18 protein-coding genes are annotated in these 22,585 nt (G+C 70.6%); 5 read left to right on the top strand and 13 right to left on the bottom strand.

What is annotated here, in order from left to right:
• Positions 1–8: 8 nt before the first annotated feature.
• The 9 genes from pssA to ACFY3C_RS19280 all read right to left on the bottom strand — a co-directional run bounded on the left by pssA (position 9) and on the right by ACFY3C_RS19280 (position 11,055).
• The gene (pssA, locus tag ACFY3C_RS19320; RefSeq protein WP_386576353.1) at positions 9–827 is read right to left on the bottom strand and encodes a CDP-diacylglycerol--serine O-phosphatidyltransferase; all 819 of its coding nucleotides are present in this window, start codon (positions 825–827) and stop codon (positions 9–11) included.
• Positions 828–849: 22 nt separating this feature from the next.
• The gene (locus ACFY3C_RS19315; protein WP_094220828.1) at positions 850–1,506 is read right to left on the bottom strand and encodes a phosphatidylserine decarboxylase; all 657 of its coding nucleotides are present in this window, start codon (positions 1,504–1,506) and stop codon (positions 850–852) included.
• 170 nt (positions 1,507–1,676) lie between these two features.
• The gene (locus tag ACFY3C_RS19310; protein WP_386576085.1) at positions 1,677–2,882 is read right to left on the bottom strand and encodes an acyl-CoA dehydrogenase family protein; all 1,206 of its coding nucleotides are present in this window, start codon (positions 2,880–2,882) and stop codon (positions 1,677–1,679) included.
• A 3-nt stretch (positions 2,883–2,885) separates the two neighbouring features.
• Positions 2,886–3,398, bottom strand: a complete 513-nt coding sequence (locus ACFY3C_RS19305; RefSeq protein ID WP_019757884.1) for a MaoC family dehydratase — start codon at positions 3,396–3,398, stop codon at positions 2,886–2,888.
• A gap of 5 nt (positions 3,399–3,403) precedes the next feature.
• Complete coding sequence (locus ACFY3C_RS19300; protein ID WP_390771589.1) at positions 3,404–4,417, bottom strand: HpcH/HpaI aldolase/citrate lyase family protein; 1,014 nt, start codon at positions 4,415–4,417, stop codon at positions 3,404–3,406.
• A complete protein-coding gene (locus ACFY3C_RS19295) occupies positions 4,414–6,441 on the bottom strand; it encodes a protein meaA (RefSeq protein WP_390771588.1) in 2,028 nt (675 codons plus the stop codon). Before ACFY3C_RS19295 ends, ACFY3C_RS19300 begins: the two co-directional genes overlap by 4 nt.
• 9 nt (positions 6,442–6,450) lie before the next feature.
• Complete coding sequence (ccrA, locus tag ACFY3C_RS19290; RefSeq protein ID WP_386576352.1) at positions 6,451–7,788, bottom strand: crotonyl-CoA carboxylase/reductase; 1,338 nt, start codon at positions 7,786–7,788, stop codon at positions 6,451–6,453.
• A 470-nt stretch (positions 7,789–8,258) separates the two neighbouring features.
• Positions 8,259–9,080, bottom strand: coding sequence for a TetR family transcriptional regulator (locus ACFY3C_RS19285; RefSeq protein ID WP_390771587.1), 822 nt, complete (start codon positions 9,078–9,080; stop codon positions 8,259–8,261).
• Between the two features lie 169 nt (positions 9,081–9,249).
• Positions 9,250–11,055, bottom strand: a complete 1,806-nt coding sequence (locus tag ACFY3C_RS19280) for a 3-hydroxyacyl-CoA dehydrogenase family protein (protein WP_390771586.1) — start codon at positions 11,053–11,055, stop codon at positions 9,250–9,252.
• 376 nt (positions 11,056–11,431) lie between these two features.
• Between ACFY3C_RS19280 and ACFY3C_RS19275 the strand changes: the two genes are divergently transcribed.
• Positions 11,432–12,013 (top strand): adenylosuccinate lyase, encoded by a 582-nt coding sequence (locus ACFY3C_RS19275; protein ID WP_390771585.1) that lies wholly within the window; start codon positions 11,432–11,434, stop codon positions 12,011–12,013.
• Positions 12,014–12,020: 7 nt separating this feature from the next.
• Here ACFY3C_RS19275 and ACFY3C_RS19270 read toward each other — a convergent pair whose 3' ends face one another.
• From ACFY3C_RS19270 to ACFY3C_RS19255, 4 genes are all read right to left on the bottom strand, one after another.
• The gene (locus ACFY3C_RS19270) at positions 12,021–12,539 is read right to left on the bottom strand and encodes a GNAT family N-acetyltransferase (RefSeq protein WP_386576078.1); all 519 of its coding nucleotides are present in this window, start codon (positions 12,537–12,539) and stop codon (positions 12,021–12,023) included.
• A 57-nt stretch (positions 12,540–12,596) separates the two neighbouring features.
• Positions 12,597–12,995 (bottom strand): RidA family protein, encoded by a 399-nt coding sequence (locus ACFY3C_RS19265; RefSeq protein WP_389171518.1) that lies wholly within the window; start codon positions 12,993–12,995, stop codon positions 12,597–12,599.
• 81 nt (positions 12,996–13,076) lie between these two features.
• A complete protein-coding gene (locus ACFY3C_RS19260) occupies positions 13,077–14,639 on the bottom strand; it encodes an alpha/beta hydrolase (RefSeq protein WP_390771584.1) in 1,563 nt (520 codons plus the stop codon).
• Between the two features lie 136 nt (positions 14,640–14,775).
• Complete coding sequence (locus tag ACFY3C_RS19255; protein ID WP_386576351.1) at positions 14,776–15,849, bottom strand: Rv2578c family radical SAM protein; 1,074 nt, start codon at positions 15,847–15,849, stop codon at positions 14,776–14,778.
• A gap of 134 nt (positions 15,850–15,983) precedes the next feature.
• Here ACFY3C_RS19255 and ACFY3C_RS19250 point away from each other — a divergent pair, with 134 nt between their 5' ends.
• The 4 genes from ACFY3C_RS19250 (at position 15,984) to ACFY3C_RS19235 (ending at position 22,443) form a co-directional block, all read left to right on the top strand.
• Positions 15,984–16,427 carry an SRPBCC family protein gene (locus tag ACFY3C_RS19250; RefSeq protein ID WP_386576075.1) on the top strand — a complete coding sequence of 148 codons (444 nt, stop codon included), beginning with the start codon at positions 15,984–15,986 and terminating at the stop codon, positions 16,425–16,427.
• A 163-nt stretch (positions 16,428–16,590) separates the two neighbouring features.
• Positions 16,591–18,987 (top strand): MFS transporter, encoded by a 2,397-nt coding sequence (locus ACFY3C_RS19245; RefSeq protein WP_390771583.1) that lies wholly within the window; start codon positions 16,591–16,593, stop codon positions 18,985–18,987.
• 154 nt (positions 18,988–19,141) lie between these two features.
• Entirely contained in the window at positions 19,142–21,595 is a 2,454-nt protein-coding gene (locus ACFY3C_RS19240; protein WP_390771582.1) for a SpoIIE family protein phosphatase, read from the top strand.
• 128 nt (positions 21,596–21,723) lie between these two features.
• Positions 21,724–22,443 (top strand): class I SAM-dependent methyltransferase, encoded by a 720-nt coding sequence (locus ACFY3C_RS19235; RefSeq protein ID WP_386576072.1) that lies wholly within the window; start codon positions 21,724–21,726, stop codon positions 22,441–22,443.
• Positions 22,444–22,585: the final 142 nt, after the last annotated feature.

Genomic DNA, 22,585 nt, shown 5'->3' with positions numbered 1-22,585 from the left:
GCGGAGGGTCAGGGCAGCTGCGCCGCCCGTGCCTCCCGACGGTTGTCGCGGAAGTTGTTCACCCGGCGTGCCGTGGCGAACAGCGGGATCACCGCGCCCATGACCAGCTGCAGGGCGCAGCCCGTCTGGAGGAGCAGCTGGCCGCCCGGGGCGTCGAAGGCCCAGGCGGTCAGGAGGCCCATGGACAGGACGATCCAGGACAGCATGGCCACGGCGAGACGGCCACGCGGCTTCGGGTACTCGACCCGGCTCACCATCAGCCACGCCGTGCCCAGGATCGCCAGGAGCGTCGCCACGAAGGGCAGCTCCAGGAGCACGATCGAGACGACCGTCAGCGCGCCGAACGGGGAGGGCATGCCCTGGAACATGCCGTTCGGCACGGTCACGCACGAGAAGCGCGCCAGACGCAGCACCACCGCCAGGAGCACCACGATTGCCCCGACCGCCGCCACCTTCTGGTACGCGTCGTCCGCGACCATGCCGTAGACCAGCACGAAGTACGCGGGTGCCAGGCCGAAGCTGATCAGGTCCGAGAGGTTGTCCAGCTCGGCGCCCATGGGGGAGGAGCGGAGCTTGCGCGCCACCAGGCCGTCGAACAGGTCGAACACCGCTGCGCACAGCATCAGGATGACCGCCGTGGCCGCGCTGTTGCGCGCCATGCCGGACTCCTGGCTGTCGGTGAGGTGCGGGATCAGGATGCCGGTGGTGGTGAAGTACACCGCCATGAAGCCGCACGTGGCGTTGCCCAGCGTGAGGGTGTCCGCTATTGAGAGGCGGAGAGAGAGGGGCATCTCCTCCTCTTCGTCCACCTCGTCCGCCTCGGGCACCCAGCCCGCCTGGGTCTCCGGATCAATCACGGTCAATGCGAGTCACCCCAGCCACGGTCTTCTGGCCGACCTCGACCGCGACCTCCACGCCCTCGGGCAGGTAGAGGTCGACACGCGAGCCGAAGCGGATCAGACCGATTCGGTCGCCCTGCTCGACCTTCGTGCCCTCCGGGAGGTAGGGCACGATGCGGCGGGCCACCGCGCCGGCGATCTGGATCATCTCGATGTCGCCGAGTTCGGTGTCGAAATGCCAGACTACGCGCTCGTTGTTCTCGCTCTCCTTATTGAAAGCCGGAACAAAGCCGCCGGGGATGTGCTCGACCGACGTCACCGTGCCCGCGAGGGGCGCGCGGTTGACGTGGACGTTGAGCGGGCTCATGAAGATCGCGACCCGGGTGCGGCCGTCCTTCCAGGGCATGATGCTCTGCACCACACCGTCGGCGGGCGAGATGACGCGGCCCTGGGCGATCTCGCGCTCGGGGTCGCGGAAGAACCACAGCATGCCCGCCGCGAGCGCGGTGGCGGGCACGGCCACGGCCTTGGCGGCGCCGGAACGGCGGGCGCGGGCGAGGCTGAGGGCTGCGGTGGCGACGGTCGGGAGAAGCCACGGCGATGCTCCGCGCGCGAGGCGTACGCCGACCTGGCGGTCGCGAGGTGCAGAGGTTTGGCTGTGGGGCATGGATGACCTTCGTAGCGGATGATGCCGCGCTCTGACGGGGGACGGCGGCTTTCCCGGGATCGTACCGGGCGGGGGCTACAACTGGGCAAGCCAGGAAGCCGAGTCGGCGGCTGAAGAGTGTCTACGGGGTGTGATCTTCTTCTCGAAGAAAACACCCCGTATCCGGACAATCAGCCCTGGAATCGATACTCTTCGAGCAGCCTGCGCCCGATGATCATTTTCTGGATCTCGGCGGTACCTTCACCGATGAGCAGCATCGGAGCCTCCCGGTAGAGGCGCTCGATCTCGTACTCCTTGGAGAAGCCGTAGCCGCCGTGGATCCGGAAGGCATCCTCCACGACCTCCTTGCAGTACTCGGAGGCGAGGTACTTCGCCATCCCTGCTTCGAGGTCGTTTCTTTCCCCGGAGTCCTTTTTGCGTGCCGCGTTCACCATCATGGCATGCGCGGCCTCGACCTTGGTGCCCATCTCGGCCAGCTTGAACTGGATGGCCTGGTGCTGGGCGATCGGCTTGCCGAAGGTGTGCCGCTGCTGGGCGTACTGGACACCCAGCTCGAAGGCGCGCTGAGCGACGCCGCAGCCACGCGCCGCCACATTGACGCGGCCGACCTCCACGCCGTCCATCATTTGGTAAAAACCTCGGCCGGTGACGCCGCCGAGCACCCGGTCGGCCGGAATGCGCAGGCCGTCCATGATCAGCTCGGTGGTGTCGACGCCCTTGTAGCCCATCTTGTCGATCTTGCCCGGGATGGTGAGGCCGGGGCGGACCTCGCCGAAGCCGGGCTCCTTCTCGATCAGGAAGGTCGTCATCGACTTGTGGGGCGCCGTGCCCTCGGGGTGTCCTTCGTCACTTCGGACGAGAACGGCCACCAGGGACGAGGTGCCGCCGTTCGTCAGCCACATCTTCTGACCGTTCAGGACGTACTCGTCGCCGTCCTTGACCGCCTTCGATGTGATGGCCGACACATCGGAGCCCAGGCCCGGCTCCGACATCGAGAACGCGCCCCGGATGTCGCCGGCCGCCATGCGCGGAAGGAAGTGGTCCTTCTGCTCCTGCGTGCCGTGCTGCTTGAGCATGTACGCGACGATGAAGTGCGTGTTGATGATGCCGGACACCGACATCCAGCCGCGGGCGATCTCCTCCACGCACAGCGCGTAGGTGAGGAGCGACTCGCCCAGGCCCCCGTACTCCTCGGGGATCATCAGACCGAACAGGCCGAGTTCCTTCAGGCCGTCCACGATCTGCTGCGGGTACTCGTCGCGGTGCTCCAGCTCGGTCGCGACAGGAATGATCTCCTTGTCGACGAAGTCCCGAACCGTGGAGAGGATCTCCTGCTGGACGTCGGTCAGACCGGCGGTCTGGGCGAGACGGGCCATGGCCTACTTCTCCTGCTGCTTCAGTTCCGGGCGGCCGGGCTGCTCGCCGCCGCGCTCCTTGATGTACGTCTCGGTGGGCACCATGACCTTGCGGCGGAAGACGCACACCAGGGTGCCGTCCTGCTTGTAGCCCTTGGTCTCGACGTAGACGATGCCGCGGTCGTTCTTCGACTTCGACGGCCACTTGTCGAGGACGGTCGTCTCGCCGTAGATGGTGTCGCCGTGGAAGGTCGGCGCCACGTGCTTGAGCGACTCGATCTCCAGGTTGGCGATCGCCTTGCCGGAGATGTCCGGCACGCTCATGCCGAGCAGCAGCGAGTAGATGTAGTTCCCGACGACGACGTTCTTGCCGAAGTCCGTCGTCTTCTCCGCATAGTTGGTGTCCATGTGGAGCGGGTGGTGGTTCATGGTGAGGAGACAGAACAGGTGGTCGTCGTACTCCGTGACCGTCTTGCCCGGCCAGTGCTTGTACGTCGCCCCGACCTCGAACTCCTCGTAGGTGCGTCCGAACTGCATCGCGCTCAGGCCTCCGGGATCTCGAACTTGCTGGTGCGCTGCATGCCGGCGGCGCGTCCCTTGCCGGAGATGACCAGGGCCATCTTGCGGCTGGCCTCGTCGATCATCTCGTCGCCGAGCATCGCCGAGCCCTTCTTGCCGCCCGCCTCGGACGTGTAGTAGTCGTACGCGTCCAGGATCAGCTCGGCGTGGTCGAAGTCCTCCTGGGAGGGCGAGAAGATCTCGTTGGCCGCCTCGACCTGGCCCGGGTGCAGCACCCACTTGCCGTCGAAGCCGAGGGCCGCGGCGCGCTGGGCGACCTCGCGGTAGCCCTCGACGTTGCGGATCTGCAGGTAGGGGCCGTCGATCGCCTGGAGGTTGTTGGCGCGGGCGGCCATCAGGATCTTCATCAGGATGAAGTGGTAGGCGTCCGCCGGGTAGCCGGGCGGCTGCTCGCCCACGACGAGCGACTTCATGTTGATGGAGGCCATGAAGTCGGCCGGGCCGAAGATGATCGTCTCGACGCGCGGGGAGGCCTGCGCGATCGCGTTGACGTTGTTGAGGCCCTGCGCGTTCTCGATCTGCGCCTCGATGCCGATCTTGCCGACCTCGAAGCCCATGGTCTTCTCGATCTGCGTCAGCAGCAGGTCCAGGGCGACGATCTGCTCGGCGTTCTGGACCTTCGGCAGCATGATGCAGTCGAGGTTCTGGCCCGCGCCCTCGACGACGGTCACGACGTCGCGGTACGTCCACTCGGTCGTCCAGTCGTTGACGCGCACGACCCGCGTCTTGCCCGTCCAGTCACCCTCGTTGAGGAACTTGACGATGGTGTGCCGCGCCTCGGGCTTGGCGAGCGGTGCGCACGCGTCCTCCAGGTCCAGGAACACCTGGTCGGCCGGGAGACCCTGCGCCTTCTCCAGGAAGCGGGGGTTGCTCCCCGGCACGGCGAGGCAGGAACGCCGCGGACGAAGACGGTTGAAAGGGTGTGCGGCGGAGCCGCTCGCTGCAAGGGCGGCGGTGGGAGACGGGTGGGCGGTCATGCGGGGACCTCCAGGGGGTCGAGCTTGTTCGCTTTCCGGATCTCGTCGACGATGCGGCCGATGATCCCGGTGATGTCGAAGTCCTTCGGGGTGAAGACCGCGGCCACTCCTGCGGCCCGCAGCTGGTCGGCGTCACCATTCGGGATGATGCCACCAGCGATCACGGGTATATCTGTGGCACCGGCCACACGGAGCCGCTGAAGTACGTCCGGCACCAGCTGGGCGTGCGAGCCGGAGAGGATCGACAGGCCCACGGCGTGCACGTCCTCCGCCAGGGCGGCGTCCACGATCTGCTCGGGCGTCAGCCGGATGCCCTGGTAGACCACCTCGAAGCCGGCGTCACGCGCGCGGACGGCGATCTGCTCGGCGCCGTTGGAGTGCCCGTCCAGGCCGGGCTTGCCGACCAGGAAGCGGAGCTTGCCGACGCCCAGCTCACGGGCGGTGTCGTCCACCTTGGTGCGGACCTCGGCGAGTGCCGAGCCCGCCTCGACGGGAACGGCGATGGGAGCGGAGGAGACACCGGTCGGCGCGCGGAACTCGCCGAACACCTCCCGCAGCGCGCCCGCCCACTCGCCGGTCGTGACCCCGGCACGGGCGCACTCCAGGGTGGCCTCCATCAGGTTGTCGGTGCCCTTGGCGGCCTCCTTCAGCCGCTCCAGCGCCTTGCAGGGGCGCGGGTGGTTGAAGGGCGGCTGGTAGCGGGTGTCGCGCCAGCCTCCGATCGCCTCGACGACCCGGGCCTCGACCGCCGGGTCGACCGTCTGGATCGCGGTGTCCAGGTCGGCCGTGAGCGGGTTGGGCTCGGTGGTCTCGAAGATGTTGACGCCGACGATCTTCTCCTGGCCGGACTCGATCCGGGCCCGGCGCTCGGCGTGCGAGGAGACCAGCTGCGACTTGAGGTAGCCGGACTCGACGGCGGCCATCGCGCCGCCCATCTCCTGGATCCGGTCGATCTCGGCGAGGGACTCCTCGACGAGGGCGTTCACCTTCGCCTCGATGACGTGCGAGCCCTCGAAGATGTCCTCGTACTCCAGCAGGTCGCTCTCGTGCGCGAGGACCTGCTGGATGCGCAGCGACCACTGCTGGTCCCAGGGGCGGGGCAGGCCGAGCGCCTCGTTCCAGGCCGGCAGCTGCACGGCACGCGCGCGTGCGTCCTTGGAGAGGGTCACGGCCAGCATCTCGAGGACGATCCGCTGGACGTTGTTCTCCGGCTGGGCCTCGGTCAGGCCGAGCGAGTTGACCTGGACGCCGTAGCGGAACCGGCGCTGCTTGGGGTTCTCGATGCCGTACCGCTCACGCGTGACCTTGTCCCAGATGCGGCCGAACGCCCGCATCTTGCACATCTCCTCGACGAAGCGGACGCCCGCGTTCACGAAGAAGGAGATACGCGCGACGACGTCGCCCATGCGCTCCTGGGGCACCTGGCCGCTGTCGCGCACGGCGTCGAGGACGGCGATCGCGGTGGACATCGCGTACGCGATCTCCTGCACCGGCGTGGCCCCGGCCTCCTGCAGGTGGTAGCTGCAGATGTTGATCGGGTTCCACTTCGGGATGTGGGAGACCGTGTACGCGATCATGTCCGTCGTCAGGCGGAGCGACGGCCCGGGCGGGAAGACGTGCGTCCCCCGGGACAGGTACTCCTTGACGATGTCGTTCTGGGTCGTGCCCTGGAGCTTGGTGATGTCCGCGCCCTGCTCCTCGGCGACGACCTGGTAGAGCGCCAGCAGCCACATGGCGGTGGCGTTGATCGTCATCGAGGTGTTCATCTGCTCCAGGGGGATGTCCTGGAACAGCCGGCGCATGTCACCGAGGTGCGAGACGGGCACGCCGACCCGGCCGACCTCGCCGCGGGCGAGGATGTGGTCGGGGTCGTAGCCGGTCTGCGTCGGCAGGTCGAACGCCACCGACAGACCGGTCTGGCCCTTGGCGAGGTTGCGCCGGTACAGCTCGTTGGACGCCTCGGCCGTGGAGTGGCCGGCGTACGTCCGCATGAGCCACGGACGGTCCTTCTGACGCTCTGTCATCTAAGGCCCTCAGACGTTCCGGAAGCGGTTGATGGCGTCGATGTGCTTGGCGCGCATCTCCTCGTCGCGCACGCCCAGTCCCTCCTCGGGGGCCAGGCAGAGCACGCCGACCTTGCCCTGGTGGAGGTTGCGGTGCACGTCGTACGCGGCCTGGCCGGTCTGTTCCAGGGAGTAGACCTTCGACAGGGTCGGGTGGATCTTGCCCTTCGCGATGAGCCGGTTGGCTTCCCAGGCCTCGCGGTAGTTGGCGAAGTGCGAGCCGATGATCCGCTTCAGGGACATCCACAGGTAGCGGTTGTCGTACTCGTGGTTGTAGCCCGAGGTCGAGGCGCAGGTGACGATGGTGCCGCCCTTGCGCGTGACGTAGACCGAGGCGCCGAAGGTCTCGCGGCCGGGGTGCTCGAAGACGATGTCGACGTCCTCGCCGCCGGTGAGTTCACGGATGCGCTTGCCGAAGCGCTTCCACTCCTTGGGGTCCTGGGTGTGCTCGTCCTTCCAGAACTTGTAGCCCTCGGCGTTGCGGTCGATGATCGCCTCGGCGCCCATGGACCGGCAGATGTCCGCCTTCTGGTCGCTGGAGACGACACAGATCGGGTTGGCGCCGCCCGCGAGCGCGAACTGCGTGGCGTACGAGCCGAGTCCGCCGCTCGCGCCCCAGATCAGGACGTTGTCGCCCTGCTTCATGCCGGCGCCGTTGCGGGAGACCAGCTGGCGGTAGGCGGTCGAGTTGACCAGGCCCGGGGCCGCGGCCTCCTCCCAGCTGAGGTGCTTGGGCTTCGGCATCAGCTGGTTGGACTTGACAAGGGCGATCTCTGCCAGGCCGCCGAAGTTGGTCTCGAAGCCCCAGATGCGCTGCTCGGGGTCGAGCATCGTGTCGTTGTGGCCGTCGCTGGACTCCAGCTCGACGGACAGGCAGTGCGCGACGACCTCGTCACCGGGGTTCCAGGCGTTCACGCCGGGGCCGGTGCGCAGGACGACGCCCGCGAGGTCGGAGCCGATGATGTGGTACGGCAGGTCGTGGCGCTTGGTCAGCTCGCTGAGCCGGCCGTAGCGCTCCAGGAACCCGAAGGTGGACAGCGGCTCGAAGATCGAGGTCCACACCGAGTTGTAGTTGACCGAGGAGGCCATGACGGCCACCAGGGCCTCGCCCGGGCCCAGTTCGGGCACCGGCACCTCGTCCAGGTGGATCGACTTGCGCGGGTCCTTGTCGCGGGTCTCCAGGCCCGCGAACATCTCCGTCTCGTCCTTGTGCACGGTGATCGCGCGGTACGACTCGGGGAGCTGCAGGGCTGCGAAGTCGGCCGGCGTCGATTCCGGCGACTGGATCGCGTCCAGGATATCCTTCACGGTCACGGTATTGCCTCCGGCGGTGAGCGCCCTGAGGGAGGGGCGCTGAGGGTTCGTCGGTGCTGCTGGGAGTGCTGCTGAGGGTTTTGGGTGATGCCGTCGGTTCGGCGGGGTGGTGCTTCGGCAGCGCTTTGTGGCGCGGAAGGTTGCCTGTGACGCAGGCGTCCGGGCGCGCAGGCCATGAGCTTGCGGGGACAGCCGGCGAGCGAACGGTCTCTGCTCGCCGGCCGCCCGGACACCTTCAACGTATGACACCGCGTGTCAGGTGGCAAGGCACTGAGTGCCATGACTTCGCCTCAGATGAAATCTTTACGTAACAAATGAGCGATGATCGATCGAACGGCCTCTGAAATCTGCCGGAAAAGGGCCTCTGACATGCCAAAACGGCCACCCCGTGGGGTGGCCGTCGTCACAGCGGGAACGCGCGCCCGGAAGCGTCTCGGAGACGTCTCGGAGCGTCTCGGCGGGCCTCAGCGTTCCTTGAGTGCCTCTTCGATGGTGCGCATGACCTCGTCCAGCGGGGCGTCCGTGCGGGCGACCGTCACGAGCACCTCGCCGTGCGCGGACACCGTCGCCGGTGCCGTGGTGGCGGCCGGCCTGGCCGCCGAGCCGCGTCCGGCGCCGATGCCCGTGCCGAAGGTCTTGCGCACGATCGCGAAGGCGTGGTCGAGCTGGGCCTCCACGTCGCCCTGGCCGCCGGCCCGCAGCCAGCGCCGCAGGACGTGGTTGTGGGCCGTGACGACGGCGGAGGCGGCGACCTCGGCGAGCAGCGGGTCGTCGTTGGCGTCGTCGGCGTGCGCGTGCTCGTCGAAGTGGCCGAGCAGATAGCGGGTGAACAGTCGCTCGTAGCGGGCCACCGAGGCGATCTCCGCCTCGCGCAGGGTGGGCACCTCGCGCGTGAGCTTGTAGCGGGCGACCGAGATCTCCGGCCGGGCCGCGTACATCTTCATGACTTCCTTGATGCCACGGCACACGGTGTCGAGCGGGTGCTCGTGCGCCGGGGCGGCGTTGAGGACCGCCTCGGCACGGACGAGCGTGTCGTCGTGGTCGGGGAAGATCGCCTCTTCCTTGGAGCGGAAGTGGCGGAAGAAGGTGCGGCGGGCGACCCCGGCCGCGGCCGCGATCTCGTCGACGGTGGTCGCCTCGTACCCCTTGGTCGCGAACAGTTCCATCGCTGCGGCCGCCAGTTCTCGGCGCATTTTCAGCCGCTGGGCGGCGGCGCGACTGCCTGCGGCACTTTCCGGCGCGTCGGGCGTGGCTGGTGTACGTGAGGACTTGGCGGGCTGGGACATGACCCGAACGTACTGCATGTCCGCAGCTGGATGCGCAGGTCCGGGGTTTCCCCCGCCCGTGGAGGGCGGGGGAGTGCCGGGTCCGAAGAGCGCGGGAAAGGCCACCGGGTCCAGCAGCCCGCCCCAGTCCGCGCCCTCGGAGGCACCGTCGAACCAGTCACCGACCCCGTCAGCGGCGGGCATACTCGCGGAAGCCGCGGCCGGTCTTGCGGCCGAGGCAGCCCGCCGCCACCAGGTGCTCCAGCAGCGGGGCCGGGGCCAGGCCCGGGTCGCGGAACTCGCGGTGCAGCACCTTCTCGATCGCGAGCGAGACGTCCAGACCGACGACGTCCAGCAGCTCGAAGGGGCCCATCGGGTAGCCGCCGCCGAGCTTCATCGCGGCGTCGATGTCGTCGAGCGACGCGTAGTGCTCCTGGACCATCTTGACCGCGTTGTTCAGGTACGGGAACAGCAGCGCGTTCACGATGAACCCGGCCCGGTCGCCGCAGTCCACGGCGTGCTTCCTGACCTTCGCGCAGACCTCGCGGACGGTGGCGTGGACGTCGTCGGCCGTCAGGACGGTGCGGACGACCTCGACCAGCTTCATCGCCGGGGCCGGGTTGAAGAAGTGCATGCCGATCACGTCCTGCGGGCGCGAGGTGGCGCGGGCGCAGGCGACCACGGGCAGCGAGGAGGTGGTGGTGGCGAGGACCGCGCCCGGCTTGCAGACCTTGTCCAGCGCCGCGAACAGCTGCTGCTTGACCGCCAGGTCCTCGGCGACCGCCTCGACGGCCAGGTCGACGTCGGCGAAGGCGTCGTAGGAGCCCGCCGGGGTGATCAGGTCCAGGGTCTGGGCGGCGGCCTCGGCGGTCATCCGGCCCTTGTCGACGGAGCGCGCGAGCGACTTGCCGATCCGCGCCTTGGCGGCCTGGGCCTTCTCCTCGCTGCGGGCGGCGAGGACGACCTCGTACCCGGCCTTGGCGAAGACCTCGGCGATGCCGGAGGCCATCGTGCCCGAGCCCGCGACCCCGACGGAGCGCACGGAACGGCCCGCGACCTGGGTGTTCCCCTCGACCGGGGTCAGCGCGTCCGGCACGGTGGTGGCGCTGCCCGGCGCCTCGTACGTGTAGAAGCCGCGCCCCGACTTGCGGCCGGTCAGGCCCGCCTCGCTGAGCTGCTTCAGGATCGGGGCGGGGGCGTGCAGCCGGTCGCCGGACTCGGCGTACATGGCCTCCAGGACCGTACGCGCGGTGTCGATGCCGATGAGGTCCAGCAGGGCGAGGGGGCCCATGGGCAGGCCGCAGCCGAGCCGCATGGCCGCGTCGATGTCCTCGCGGGAGGCGTACCGGGCCTCGTACATCGCGGCGGCCTGGTTGAGGTAGCCGAACAGCAGCCCGTCCGCGACGAAGCCGGGACGGTCGCCGACCGCGACCGGCTCCTTGCCCAGCTCGATCGCGAGGTCGGTGACCGCGGCGACGGCCGGCGGCGCGGTCAGCACCGAGGAGACGACCTCGACCAGCTTCATCGCCGGGGCCGGGTTGAAGAAGTGCAGGCCGAGCACGCGCTCCGGGCGGGCCGAGTCGGCGGCGAGCCGGGTGACCGACAGGGCGTTCGTGCCGGTCGCGAGGATCGTCTCGGGGCGGACGACGGCGTCCAGGTCGCGGAAGATCTGGTGCTTGATCTCGTACGACTCCGGGGCCACCTCGATGACCAGGTCGGCGTCGGCGGCCGCGCCGATGTCGGTGGACGTGCGGACCCGGGCCAGGACGTCCGCGCGCTCCTGCTCGGTCAGCCGGCCGCGCTCCACGGCGCGGGCGGTGGCGGCCTCCAGGGCGGCGACGGACTTCGCGGCCTGGGCCTCGCTGATGTCGATGCCGATCACCTCGCGGCCGGCCTTCGCGAGGACCTCGGTGATGCCGGTGCCCATGGTGCCGAGGCCGACGACGGCGATCGTCTTGAGCGGGGACAGGGTGGTGTCGGACAGGGGAGTGGCCATCGCGGGACTCCAGGAATGAGGGTGACGACTGGGAACGCGCCGGGTGCGCCCGAAGGCGCACACCGGGGCGGAAGAGATGCGGGTGTTGTCGGGCTGCAAGCGCACACGCCCGGGAACCGTCGCCGCAGGCGTGCACACGCCCGGGAGAGGCTGATTCCGACCGGCCCTGTCCCGGAACCGGGTCGTACTGCGGTACCGATGTACCGAACCGACCATCTCACGACGGCTGCGTCACCAAACCGTCGCCAGTGGATGTGCGAGTGGGTAACTCGCTCGTCTGAGCTTAACCGGCGAGTAACGAGCGCGCCAGACCTGAGCCGGACCGAGTTTGTGATGTAGCTCCCTGCACGGGTGCGGCCCGCCTACGCTGGTCGTCGTGGACGAAGAGTTGCGATCGCTCACGGAACGCATGCGGCAGGAGTCGCACGGCTCGGCGGCGTACGAGCAGCTGGCGGCGACCGAGGACCATGACGAACTGGCGGAGGTGCTCATCGCGCCCGGACAGCCACTGTGGGCCAGGGAGCTGGCCGCGTTCCGGCTGGGCGTCGCCGGCGACCGGCGCGCCTTCGAGTCGCTGGTGCTGCTGCTCAACCACCGCGACCCGCCGCGCTGCGCCTCCGCCGCCTACGCGCTCGCCCGCCTCGGCGACCCGCGCACCGCGCGCGCGGCCGCCGCGCTCGCCACCAACGAACTGCGCGTCGCCTACGCCCTGCACCCGGTACGGCTCCTGGTCGAGCTGCACGCCCCCGAGTCCGTGCCCGCGCTGATCACCACCCTGGAGCGGCGGCTGCGCCCGCACGACCCGTACCGGCGGGTGGCGCTGGCCTGCGTGGAGGGACTCGGCACCCTGGGCGACGGCCGCGCGCGCCGGGTCCTGAACGAGGCCCTCGCGCATCCGGCGCTCGCCGAGGCGGCGGTGCACGCGCTGGCCCGCATCCCGCAGCAGAGGCAGAGGTGACGCCCGCTCACAGCTCCCTGACGTACCGCACCTCGGGGACGGCCACGCCGTCCACGTCGAAGGGCTCCTCGGCGCCGTCCGCACGGAAACCGGCCTGCTCGTAGAAGCGGCGGGCGCGCGTGTTCTCCTTCAGGACCCACAAGAACATGCGCGGGTACCCGGAGCACCGCTCGACCGACGCGGCCAGCAGCGCCCGCCCGATCCCGCTGCCCATGTGTCCGGGGTCGAGGTAGAGGGCGTACAACTCGCAGTCCCCGGTGCGCACCTCACCGTCCCGGTACGGCCCGTGCGCCGCCCACCCGACGATCCGGCCGTCCTGCTCGGCGACCAGGTTCGCCACCGTGCCGTCCCCCTGCCCGAACCATGCCCGCCGCTTCTCGGCGTCCCGCGCCACGCTGAGCGCGTCGAGGTACGGCTGCGGCATGAGCCCCCGATAGGCGTGCTGCCAGCCGCGGACACGGATCTCCGAGACGCGGTCGCAGTCGTCGAGGGTCATCGGACGTATGTGCGGAAGCGGGTTGTCCATGGCGGCACCCTAGAGACCCGCTCCCGCAGCGCGCCCCTGTTTATCCGCCCGCCACCTTCATCCGCCCACCACCGCGAGCGCCTCGACCTCCATCAGGAACTCCGGGGCGACCAAGGCGGCCACCTGGACGGCCGAGGCCGCCGGAAGGCGGTCGTCGGGTATGTGTGCGGCGCGGGCCGCGCGGATCGCCGGCAGGTGGGCGATGTCCGTGACGAAGTAGGTCAGTTTGACGACGTCCTGGAAGCCGGCCCCCGCGGCGGCCAGACAGCGCCTCAGGTTCTCGAACACCTGCCGGGCCTGCGCGGCCGGATCGCCCTCGCCGACGAGCTTGCCGTCCTCGTCCAGGGCGAGCTGGCCGGAGACGGCGACGAGGCGGCCGGTCGCGCTGACCACGTGGCTGTACTGGGCCGCGGGCGCGACCCCGTCGGGGGCGGGGATGCGGGTCGGTTCGCTCATGCGTCCCATGGTGGACCACGGGTCCGACAACGCCCCCGGTCATGCCCCCGGCCCTGCCCCCGACGGGCCGTCAGGAGCCGTTCAACGGCGGAAGCGCAGCAGGCCGTGCAGGGTCGAGCCGCGCGACGACGTCGAGGCCGCCTTGGCCTTGAGCGGCTTCGGGTCCGGGGACTTCTTGCACACCGCGTCGGCCGTGCCGGTGCCGTGCGGGACCTTGCCGCTCGTCAGATAGTCGGCCAGATACTTGTCCAGGCAGCTGTTGCCGCTCAGCGTGATGCCGTGGTTGCCGCCGCCGTCCTCGACCACCAGGCTGGAGCGGGCCAGCAGGTGATGGGCCGTCACACCGCCGGGGTACGGGGTCGCCGCGTCGTTCGTCGCCTGGAACAGCAGCGTCGGCGGCAGCTTGCCGTTGGCGATGTTCACCCGCTTCAGGGTGCCGGCCGGCCAGTATGCGCAGGGTGCATTGTACCAGGCGTTGTTCCAGGCCATGAACGGTGCCTTCGCGTACACCCCCCAGGCGTCCGTCCGCCAGCGGGTCCACGAGTGCGGCCAGGAGGCGTCACGGCACTGCACCGCCGTGTAGACGCTGTAGCCGTTGTCGCCCGAGGAGTCCACGGCGGCGAAGTGCTGGTACACCTCCACCAGCGGCTCGGCGTTCTTGTCACGGACGTAGGCCGAGAACGCCTGGGCCAGATAGGGCCAGTACCCGTTGTAGTAGCCGCCGGGGATGAAGGTGTCCTCCAGTTCGGAGGCGCCGACCTTGCCGCCGGCCGGCTTCTTCGCCAGGGCCGCCCGCATCGCGTACCACGCGGCCTCGACCTTCGCGGGGTCCTTGCCGAGCCGGTACGTGGAGTCGTACTTGGCGATCCACGCCATCAGCGCCCGGTGGCGGTCGTTGAAGGCGTAGTCCTGGGCGAGGTTGTCCTCGTACCAGATGCCGGTCGGGTTCACGATCGAGTCCAGCACCAGGCGGCGGACCCGCTCGGGGAAGAGCTTGCCGTAGACCGCGCCGAGGTAGGTGCCGTAGGAGTAGCCGAAGTAGCTGATCTTCTGCGCGCCGAGGGCCCGCCGGACCGAGTCCATGTCCTGGACCGCTTCGACGGTGTTGATGTACGGCAGCACGCTCGCGTACTTGCGGCCGCAGGCGGCGGCGAAGGACTGCGCGCGCTGCAGGTTCTTCTGCTCCAGTGCGGCCGTGGCGGGCACGGTGTCGGGACGCACCGTCCGGAAGTGGCGGGGCGAGCAGTCGAGGGCCGGGGTGCTGCGGCCCACTCCGCGCGGGTCGAAGCCGATCACGTCGTACTGCGCCGCCACGCTCTTGGGCAGCGCGGACGCGACGAACCCGGCGAGCGTCAGACCGCTGCCGCCGGGGCCGCCGGGGTTGACCAGCAGCGGGCCCTGGGACGTCGCCGCGGTGTGCGGGACGCGGGACAGGGCGAGGGTGATCTGGGTGCCGGACGGGTGCGTGTGGTCCAGCGGCACCTTCAGGGACGCGCACTGGAGCTTCGGGTAGTCGCTGGTACCGCAGGTCTTCCAGGTGAGCTTCGCCGCCGGAGCGGTGGGGGCCGCCTGCGCGGGCACGGCCGTGACCGAGCCCGCCGTCATGACGGCGGCTGCGCACAGCATCGCTGCGCGTGTCCTCATGGGTCCTCCCGGGACGGAGGGTGACGCGAACCGCGAGGGTCACGGTTCTCGCCGCATCGTCCCGAAGAGAGCGCCCTGAAGAACCCATTATGTCAATAGTTGACCCAATTGGGTCGAGGGATGCCCTCTAACGCTCTCAAAGAAGGGTGAGTTGGGTCGGCTCGGACACGGCCGGAGGCTCGGCGGCCGGCGGGGCCTCGGCCGGCCTGATCCGCCGGGCCATGCCCGCGCGGGTGGGCCCGATGCCGTACTCCTGGGCCAGCTCGTGCACCTGACGGGTGATCCGGCGCTGGTACCACTTGGGCGCGTAGGCGCCCTCCGCGTACAGCCGCTCGTAGCGGCGCACCAGGTGCGGGTGGTGCCGGCCGAGCCAGGCCATGAACCACTCCCGGGCGCCCGGCCGCAGATGCAGCACCAGAGGAGTGACCGAGGTGGCCCCGGCCGCCGCGATCGCCCGTACGGTGTCCCGAAGTTGGGCCGGGTGGTCGCTCAGGAACGGGACGACCGGCGCCATCAGCACCCCGCAGCCGATGCCGTGCTCGCCGAGGGTGCGGACGACGTCGAGGCGGCGCTCGGGCGCCGGTGTGCCCGGCTCCACCGTGCGCCACAGCTCGGTGTCCGTGAAGCCGACCGAGACCGAGATCCCCACGTCCGTCACCGCGGCCGCGCGGACCAGCAGCTCCAGATCGCGCAGGATCAGCGTGCCCTTGGTCAGGATCGAGAACGGGTTAGCGTGCTCCGTGAGGGCCGAGATGATGCCCGGCATCAGCCGGTAGCGGCCCTCGGCGCGCTGGTAGCAGTCGACGTTGGTGCCCATCGCCACGTGGTCGCCCTGCCAGCGGCGCGAGGACAGCTGGCGGCGCAGCACCTCGGGCGCGTTCACCTTCACCACGATCTGGGTGTCGAAGCCGATCCCCGTGTCGAGGTCCAGGTAGCCGTGCGTCTTGCGGGCGAAGCAGTACACGCACGCGTGCGTGCAGCCGCGGTAGGGATTGACCGTCCATTCGAACGGCATGCGCGAGGCGCCCGGCACCCGGTTCAGGACCGAGCGGGCCCGCACCTCGTGGAAGGTGATCCCGCGGAACTCCGGTGTGTCGAAGGTGCGGGTGACGACGGCGTCCGCACCGAACAGCGCGGCATCGGCGGCCCGGCCGTGACCGACCGACTCTCCGGGCCCCCCGGATTCCACGATGAGGTTCTCCCAGCGCATGACGCCTCCTCGGTAGCGCTCGCGCACAGAATAGAACATACGTTCCCATGATCGTGCGACCCCGATTTGGGTGGCCGGGCGCCGGGGTGGTTGGCTTGCTCCAACCCCGAGAAACCAGGTCCTGGAGGAACGCAATGGCGCAGGTCGAAGCCACCACGGAGCGGGTCGTCGCGGCGAACGCGGAGCAGGTGTTCGACACGCTCGCCGACTACAGCGGCACGCGGCAGCAGCTGCTGCCCGAGCACTTCAGCGAGTACGAGGTGCGCGAGGGCGGCGACGGCGAGGGCACCCTCGTCCACTGGAAGCTCCAGGCCACCAGCAAGCGCGTGCGCGACTGCCTCCTGGAGGTCACCGAGCCCAGCGACGGCGAACTCGTCGAGAAGGACCGCAACTCCTCCATGGTCACCACCTGGCGCGTCACCCCGGCCGGCGAGGGCAGCTCCCGGGTCGTCGTCACCACCACCTGGAAGGGCGCCGGCGGCATCGGCGGCTTCTTCGAGAGGACCTTCGCGCCCAAGGGTCTCGGCCGCATCTACGACGCGATCCTCGCCAACCTCGCCGCCCAGGTGGAGAAGTAAGGCCAAACTCCGGCCGGTGAAGGGGTGTTGCGCCGGCGTTGCGCCCCCTCACCGGTTCGAGTGGAACTCCGTCCCGTCCGGGATTGCACCGTAACTCGCCGTACTTGTTCGCAGTTGTCGCCTTACGCGGGAAATGTGACAGGCGCGACGAGGGGAGCCGTACGTGGGCGGGACGACTCTGGTGCAGCACGAGCCGGCCGCGACACCGGCCCCGGCGGAGACCGGCGGCGAACCTCCGACCCCCGCCCCGGCCGCCGAACTCGGCGCGCGGTGGGTGCGGTTGGTCTTCTTCGGGCTCATGCTCGCCCTGCTCCTCGCCGCGCTGGACCAGATGATCGTCGCCACCGCGCTGCCGAAGATCGTCGGCGAGCTGCACGGCCTGGACCGGATGTCCTGGGCGATCACCGCCTATCTGCTCACCTCCACCATCGGCCTGCCCGTGTACGGCAAGCTGGGCGACCTCGTCGGCCGCAAGGGCGTCTTCCAGTTCGCCATCCTGGTCTTCGTCGTCGGCTCCGCGCTCGCCGGGCGCGCGCAGAACATGGACCAGCTGATCGCCTTCCGCGCCCTCCAGGGCGTGGGCGCGGGCGGGCTCATGATCGGCGTCCAGGCGATCATCGCCGACATCGTGCCGTCCCGGCAGCGCGGCCGCTACATGGGCCTGATCGGCGCCGCCTTCGGCCTCGCCTCCGTCGCCGGACCGCTCCTCGGCGGCTACTTCACCGACCATCTCTCCTGGCGCTGGTGCTTCTACGTCAACGTCCCCTTCGGCCTGGTCACCCTGGCCGTCGTCACCGTCGTCCTCAAGCTGCCGAGGCCGCGGGTCCGCGCCCGGCTCGACGTCCTCGGAGCGCTGCTGCTCGCCGCGGCCTCCACCTGCCTGGTACTGCTGACGAGTTGGGGCGGCACCGAGTACGCCTGGCACTCCCGGGAGATCCTCGGCCTCGGCGCGGGCGCCCTCGCCGCCACCGTCCTCTTCCTCGTCGCCGAGCGCTTCGCCGCCGAACCCCTCATCCCGCTCAGGCTGTTCCGGGACTCCGTCTTCAACGTCACCGCTCTGGTCGGCCTGGTGATCGGTGTCGCCCTGTTCGGCGCGGCCAGCTATCTGCCGACCTTTCTGCAGATGGTCGACGGGGCCAGCGCCACCGAGTCCGGGCTGCTGATGCTGCCCATGATGGCCGGCATCGTCGGCGCCTCCGTCGTCGGCGGGCAGCTCATCACCGTCACCGGCCGCTACAGACTCCTCCCGCTCCTCGGCGGCGCCCTCGCCGCCGTCGGCATGTGGCTGCTCTCCCGCCTGGAGACCGACACGCCCCGGCTGCACTACAGCATCTGGATGGCCGTCCTCGGCGCCGGCATCGGCCTGGTGATGCCCGTCCTCGTCCTCGCCGTGCAGAACTCCGTGCGCCTCGCCGACCTCGGCACCGCCACCAGCGCCAACACCTACTTCCGGCAGATCGGCGGCAGCGTCGGCGCCGCCGTCTTCGGCACCCTCTTCGCGGACCGGCTGACCGACGCCCTGCACCGGGAACTGCCCCCGCGCGCGGGCGGCCGGCTGCCCGACCCCGAGTCGCTCACCCCGCAGCTCGTCCACGCGCTGCCACCGGCCCTGCGCGACGCCTACATCCGCGCCTACGCCGACGCGATGCCCCGGATCTTCCTCTACCTCGTCCCGGTGCTCGTCCTCGGCCTGCTCATCGCCTTCTTCCTCAAGGAGAAACCGCTGGTGTCCCACCACGCCACCGAGACGGAGCCCCCCGCCGTGAACGCCCAGATCCCACAGGCCCGTTCGCCGCACACCGCCGGAATCCCGGTGTGCGGCACGGTGCAGCACCCCGACGGGACCGTGGTGCCCCGCGCGGCGCTCACCCTCATCGACGTCTGCGGACAGCAGATCGGGCGCGGCGCGAGCGGCGAGGACGGACGGTACGCGCTCGCCACCCCCGGCACCGGCTCGTACGTGCTCATCGCCGCGGCGGGCGGCCACCAGCCACAGGCCGTCTCCGTCACCGTCGGCGAGCGCCCCGTCGAACTCGACGTCGTGCTCGGCGGCGCCGGACGCCTCGCGGGCAGCGTGCTCACCGCCGACGGCAGCGCCGTCCGGGACGCCACCGTCACCCTCACCAACGTGCAGGGCGAGGTCGTCGCGGCCACCCGCAGCGGCCGCGAGGGCGGTTACGTCATCACCGAACTGGTCGCCGGCGAGTACACCCTCGCCGCCAGCGCCCCCGCCTTCCGCCCCGCCGCCCTCCCGGTCACCGTCCAGGCCGCCCGGGAGACCCGGCAGGACATCGAACTCGCGGGCGGCGCCGTCCTGAAGGGCACCGTCCGGGCGAACGGCGGCCGCCCCGTGGAGGACGCCCGGGTGACGCTGCTCGACGCCGCGGGCAACGTCGTGGACACCCTTACCACAGGAGCGGACGGAACGTTCCGATTCGTGGACCTGTCCTCCGGCGAGTACACCGTCATCGCCGCAGGTTACCCACCGGTCGCAACGGTCCTCCAGGTCGCCCGCGGCGGCCGCACCGAGCGCGACCTGCAGCTGGGCCACGAAGACTGAGGGGGGCGCCCGCAGGGCGCTGAGCTGCGCGCCGGGGCGATCTGGTGAAACAAATTCCAGGATTGCCACACATCGCGACCGGCCGCCCCCGTACCGTAGTGACTGGGCGGTACAGATCGTTTGCGAACAGCCGTGGGGAGAGAGGGCCTGGGCCATGGACCGTGGCAGCGAGCGGGACGAACCTCCCGGCCGCGGCGCCGGCGACGCGGCAGCGGGCCGGGTTCCGCTGGGCGTGGTCGTCGTCGACCGTGACGGCTTGGTGTCCCACTGGAGCAGTGGCGCGCGCCGCCTGTTCGGCGTGGACCGGGAGGACGCGATCGGGCGTCCCGCAGCCGATCTGCTCCCCGTCTCCGGCGCACTGTCCGACGACCTCCCCGACGACGCGCTGCCGGACACCTACGGTCTCCACCAGGCGCGCGACAGGCACGGCCCCGACCTGGAGTCCTCCCTCGACGGCCGCACCGGCTACGCGACCGCGGGCCGCGCCCGGCTGTACCCGGACGAGGACGACCGGACCCGCATCGACGTGCTGTGGTGGGCCTACCCGCTGGTCGGCCCGGAACCCGCCCGGCTGCTGGTCCTCGCCGCCGACGCCACCCGGCTGCGCGACGAGCGCGGCTACGACGACGAGACCGCCGAACGCATCTCACCCGGCTTCGCCCGCCACACCGAACTGCCCGCCTCCGAGGAGCTGGAGCGCCGGCTCCCCGAGATCCTGCCCAACATGGGCCCGGGACTCAGCGGCCGCATCGTCTCCCAGGTCCTCGAACTCGGCTACCCCGTCCTGGAGTTCAGCCAGTACGACCGGGTGCCCGTCACCCCGTACTGGGGCGTCCCGCGCCGCCCCGGCCGCGGCCCCGCCGAACCCGTCGTACCGCAGCAGCGCACCGCCCCCGTGATCCCCACCGGCGCCGAGTACGACCTCGAGTACGCCGCCGTGCGCGAGCGGCTGGAGTTCCTCAACGAGGTCAGCTCCGGCATCGGCACCTCGCTCGACCTCGGCGAGACCATCCGCGAGGTCACCAGCGCCGCCGTACCGCGCTTCGCGGACTTCGCCGGCACCCACCTGCGCGCCGCCGTCCTGGCCGGCGAGGGCTTCCCGGACGGCCCACCGGACGCCAGCACCGTGATGTTCCGGGTGTGGGTCGAGCACAACGACGAACCGGGCCGCTGGGACGACACCGTGCCGGTCGGCGAGGCCTTCGCCTTCCCCGAGCACACCCCGTTCTACAAGTGCATGGTCACGGGCGAACCGGTCCTCATCCCGAGGGTCACCGAGGAGCTGTCCAACCGCATCTCCGGCGAGTTCGAGAAGCGCGACCTCAGGCCGCTCATCACCGACCGCTCCCTGCTCATCGTGCCGCTCAAGGCGCGCAACGTCGTGCTCGGCTTCATGGTGCTCATGCGCCGCCCCGACCGCCCGGCGTTCGACGACATGGACCGCACCACCGGCGCCGAACTCGCCGCCCGCGCGGGCCTCGTGCTCGACAACGCCCGCATGTACACGTACCAGGAGAACGTCGCCGACACCCTCCAGGACAGCATGCTGCCGCAGGTGAGCCCGCGGATGGCCGGCTGTGACGTCGCGACCCGCTATCTGCCCGGCACCCGGCTCGGCCGGATCGGCGGCGACTGGTTCGACACCATCAAGCTGCCCGGCTCGCGCACCGCCCTCGTGGTCGGCGACGTCATGGGCCACGGCCTCAACTCGGCCGCCATGATGGGCCAGTTGCGCACCGCCGTACAGACCATGGCCACCATGGAGACTCCGCCGGCCCAACTGCTGCGCAACCTGGACGACCTGGCCCGGCGGCTCGGCGAGAACTACCTCGCCACCTGCCTGTACGCGGTCTACGACCCGATCCGCGGCGAACTGCACCTCGCCAACGCCGGACACATCCCGCCCGTCCTGGTGCGCGCCGAGGACGGCCGCAGCGAACTGCTCGACCTGCCCACCGGCGCGCCCATAGGAGTCGGCGGCGTCGCGTTCGAGTCCACCGTCGTCCGCGTCTCGCCCGGCGACCGGCTGGTGCTGTGCACCGACGGACTGGTCGAGGTGCGCGGCTCCGACATCGGCGAGGGCCTCGCCGCGCTCTGCGAGTCCGCCGCCCACCCCGCGGCCTCCATGGACGTCGCCTGCGACACCATCATCCGCGCCTTCAACACCCGCGGCGGCCGCAAGGACGACGTCGCCCTGCTCATGGCCCGGCTCAACGGCATCCCCGACGACCACGTCGCCGAGTGGCACCTCGACGCCGCCCCGCACGAGGTGGCCCGGGCCCGGCGCCTGGTCCGCGACCGGCTGCTGGAGTGGGGCCTGCCGCAGACGGTGGAGACGGCGCAGTTGCTGGTCAGCGAGGTCGTCACCAACGCCGTCCAGCACGGCTCGGGCGGCCTGATCGGACTGCGGGTGGTCCGCACCGACGCCCTGCTCTTCGAGGTCACGGACGAGGAACCGGGCCTGCCCGCGATGCTCAGCACCGGACCGTACGACGAGTCGGGCCGCGGTCTGCGCGTGGTCAGCCGGCTGGCCCGCGAGTGGGGCGCCACCGCGACCGGGCACCGCAAGACCGTCTGGTTCGAACAGGCCGTCAACGGAAGGCAGTGAACCGGGGGCGCCCGCGTCCCTGGGGGTTGCCGCGGTCGGTACTTCCGGTGAAGGCGGCCTCCGGCCTCTTGCCCGACCCACTGCCGCCGCGATATCCCGATCACGGAACCGACCGTGGGGAGATCGTCATGAACGTCTCGGACAACTACCGTAACGCGTGGGAGAGTTACTGGCGCGAGACCTCCGATGCGACGGGCGAGGCGATCTGGGACTCCGATCCCTCCCTCACCGCGCAGCCGCACAGCGAGCTGCTCCTGCCGTACGCGGACACCGCGCGCACCATCGTCGACCTGGGCTGCGGCAACGGCACCCAGACCCGCTACCTCGCCACCCGGTTCGCCCGTGCCGTCGGCGTCGACCTCTCGCACGCCGCCGTCGAGCACGCCCGCCACGCCGAGAACGCCGACACCGTCGAGTTCCAGCAGCTCGACCTGACCGACACCGGCGCCGTTCGGGCCCTGCACGAGCGGCTCGGCGACAGCCATGTGTACATGAGGGCCGTCATCCACCAGAGCGAGCCGGACGCACGCGCCGCGGTGGCCGCCGCGGTCGCCGAGATCATCGGCACCGAGGGACGCGCCTTCGTCATCGAACTGACCTCCGGCTCGCGGGACGTCCTCAAACGTGCGGCCACCGGCCCGGAGGGCCCGCCGCCCAAGCTGCGCCGTGTCTTCCAGCACGGCCTCAAGCCTGCCGACGCCGACGACGAGGAGATCCCGCGGCTGCTGGGCGAGGCCGGCCTGGACGTGCTCGCGACCGGCGAGTCGGCCCTGCCGCAGACCGAGTACCTCGGCGACGGCACCCGCATCGACCTGCCGGCGCGCTGGTTCGTCCTGGCCGGGAAGTGAGCGGGCCCCAGGCCCAGGAGCACCCTCCGGCGCGGGGGGGGGGGGGGGGGGGGGCCCCCCGCCCCCCCCCCCCCCCCCCGGGCCGGGGGGGGGGGGGGGGGGGGCGCCGGCGGGGGGGGGGGGGGGGGGGAGTGGGGGGCAG

This window comes from Streptomyces sp. NPDC001410 (genome assembly GCF_042895235.1).
GTDB lineage: Bacteria > Actinomycetota > Actinomycetes > Streptomycetales > Streptomycetaceae > Streptomyces.
This window is presented reverse-complemented; position numbering and strand designations above follow the sequence as displayed.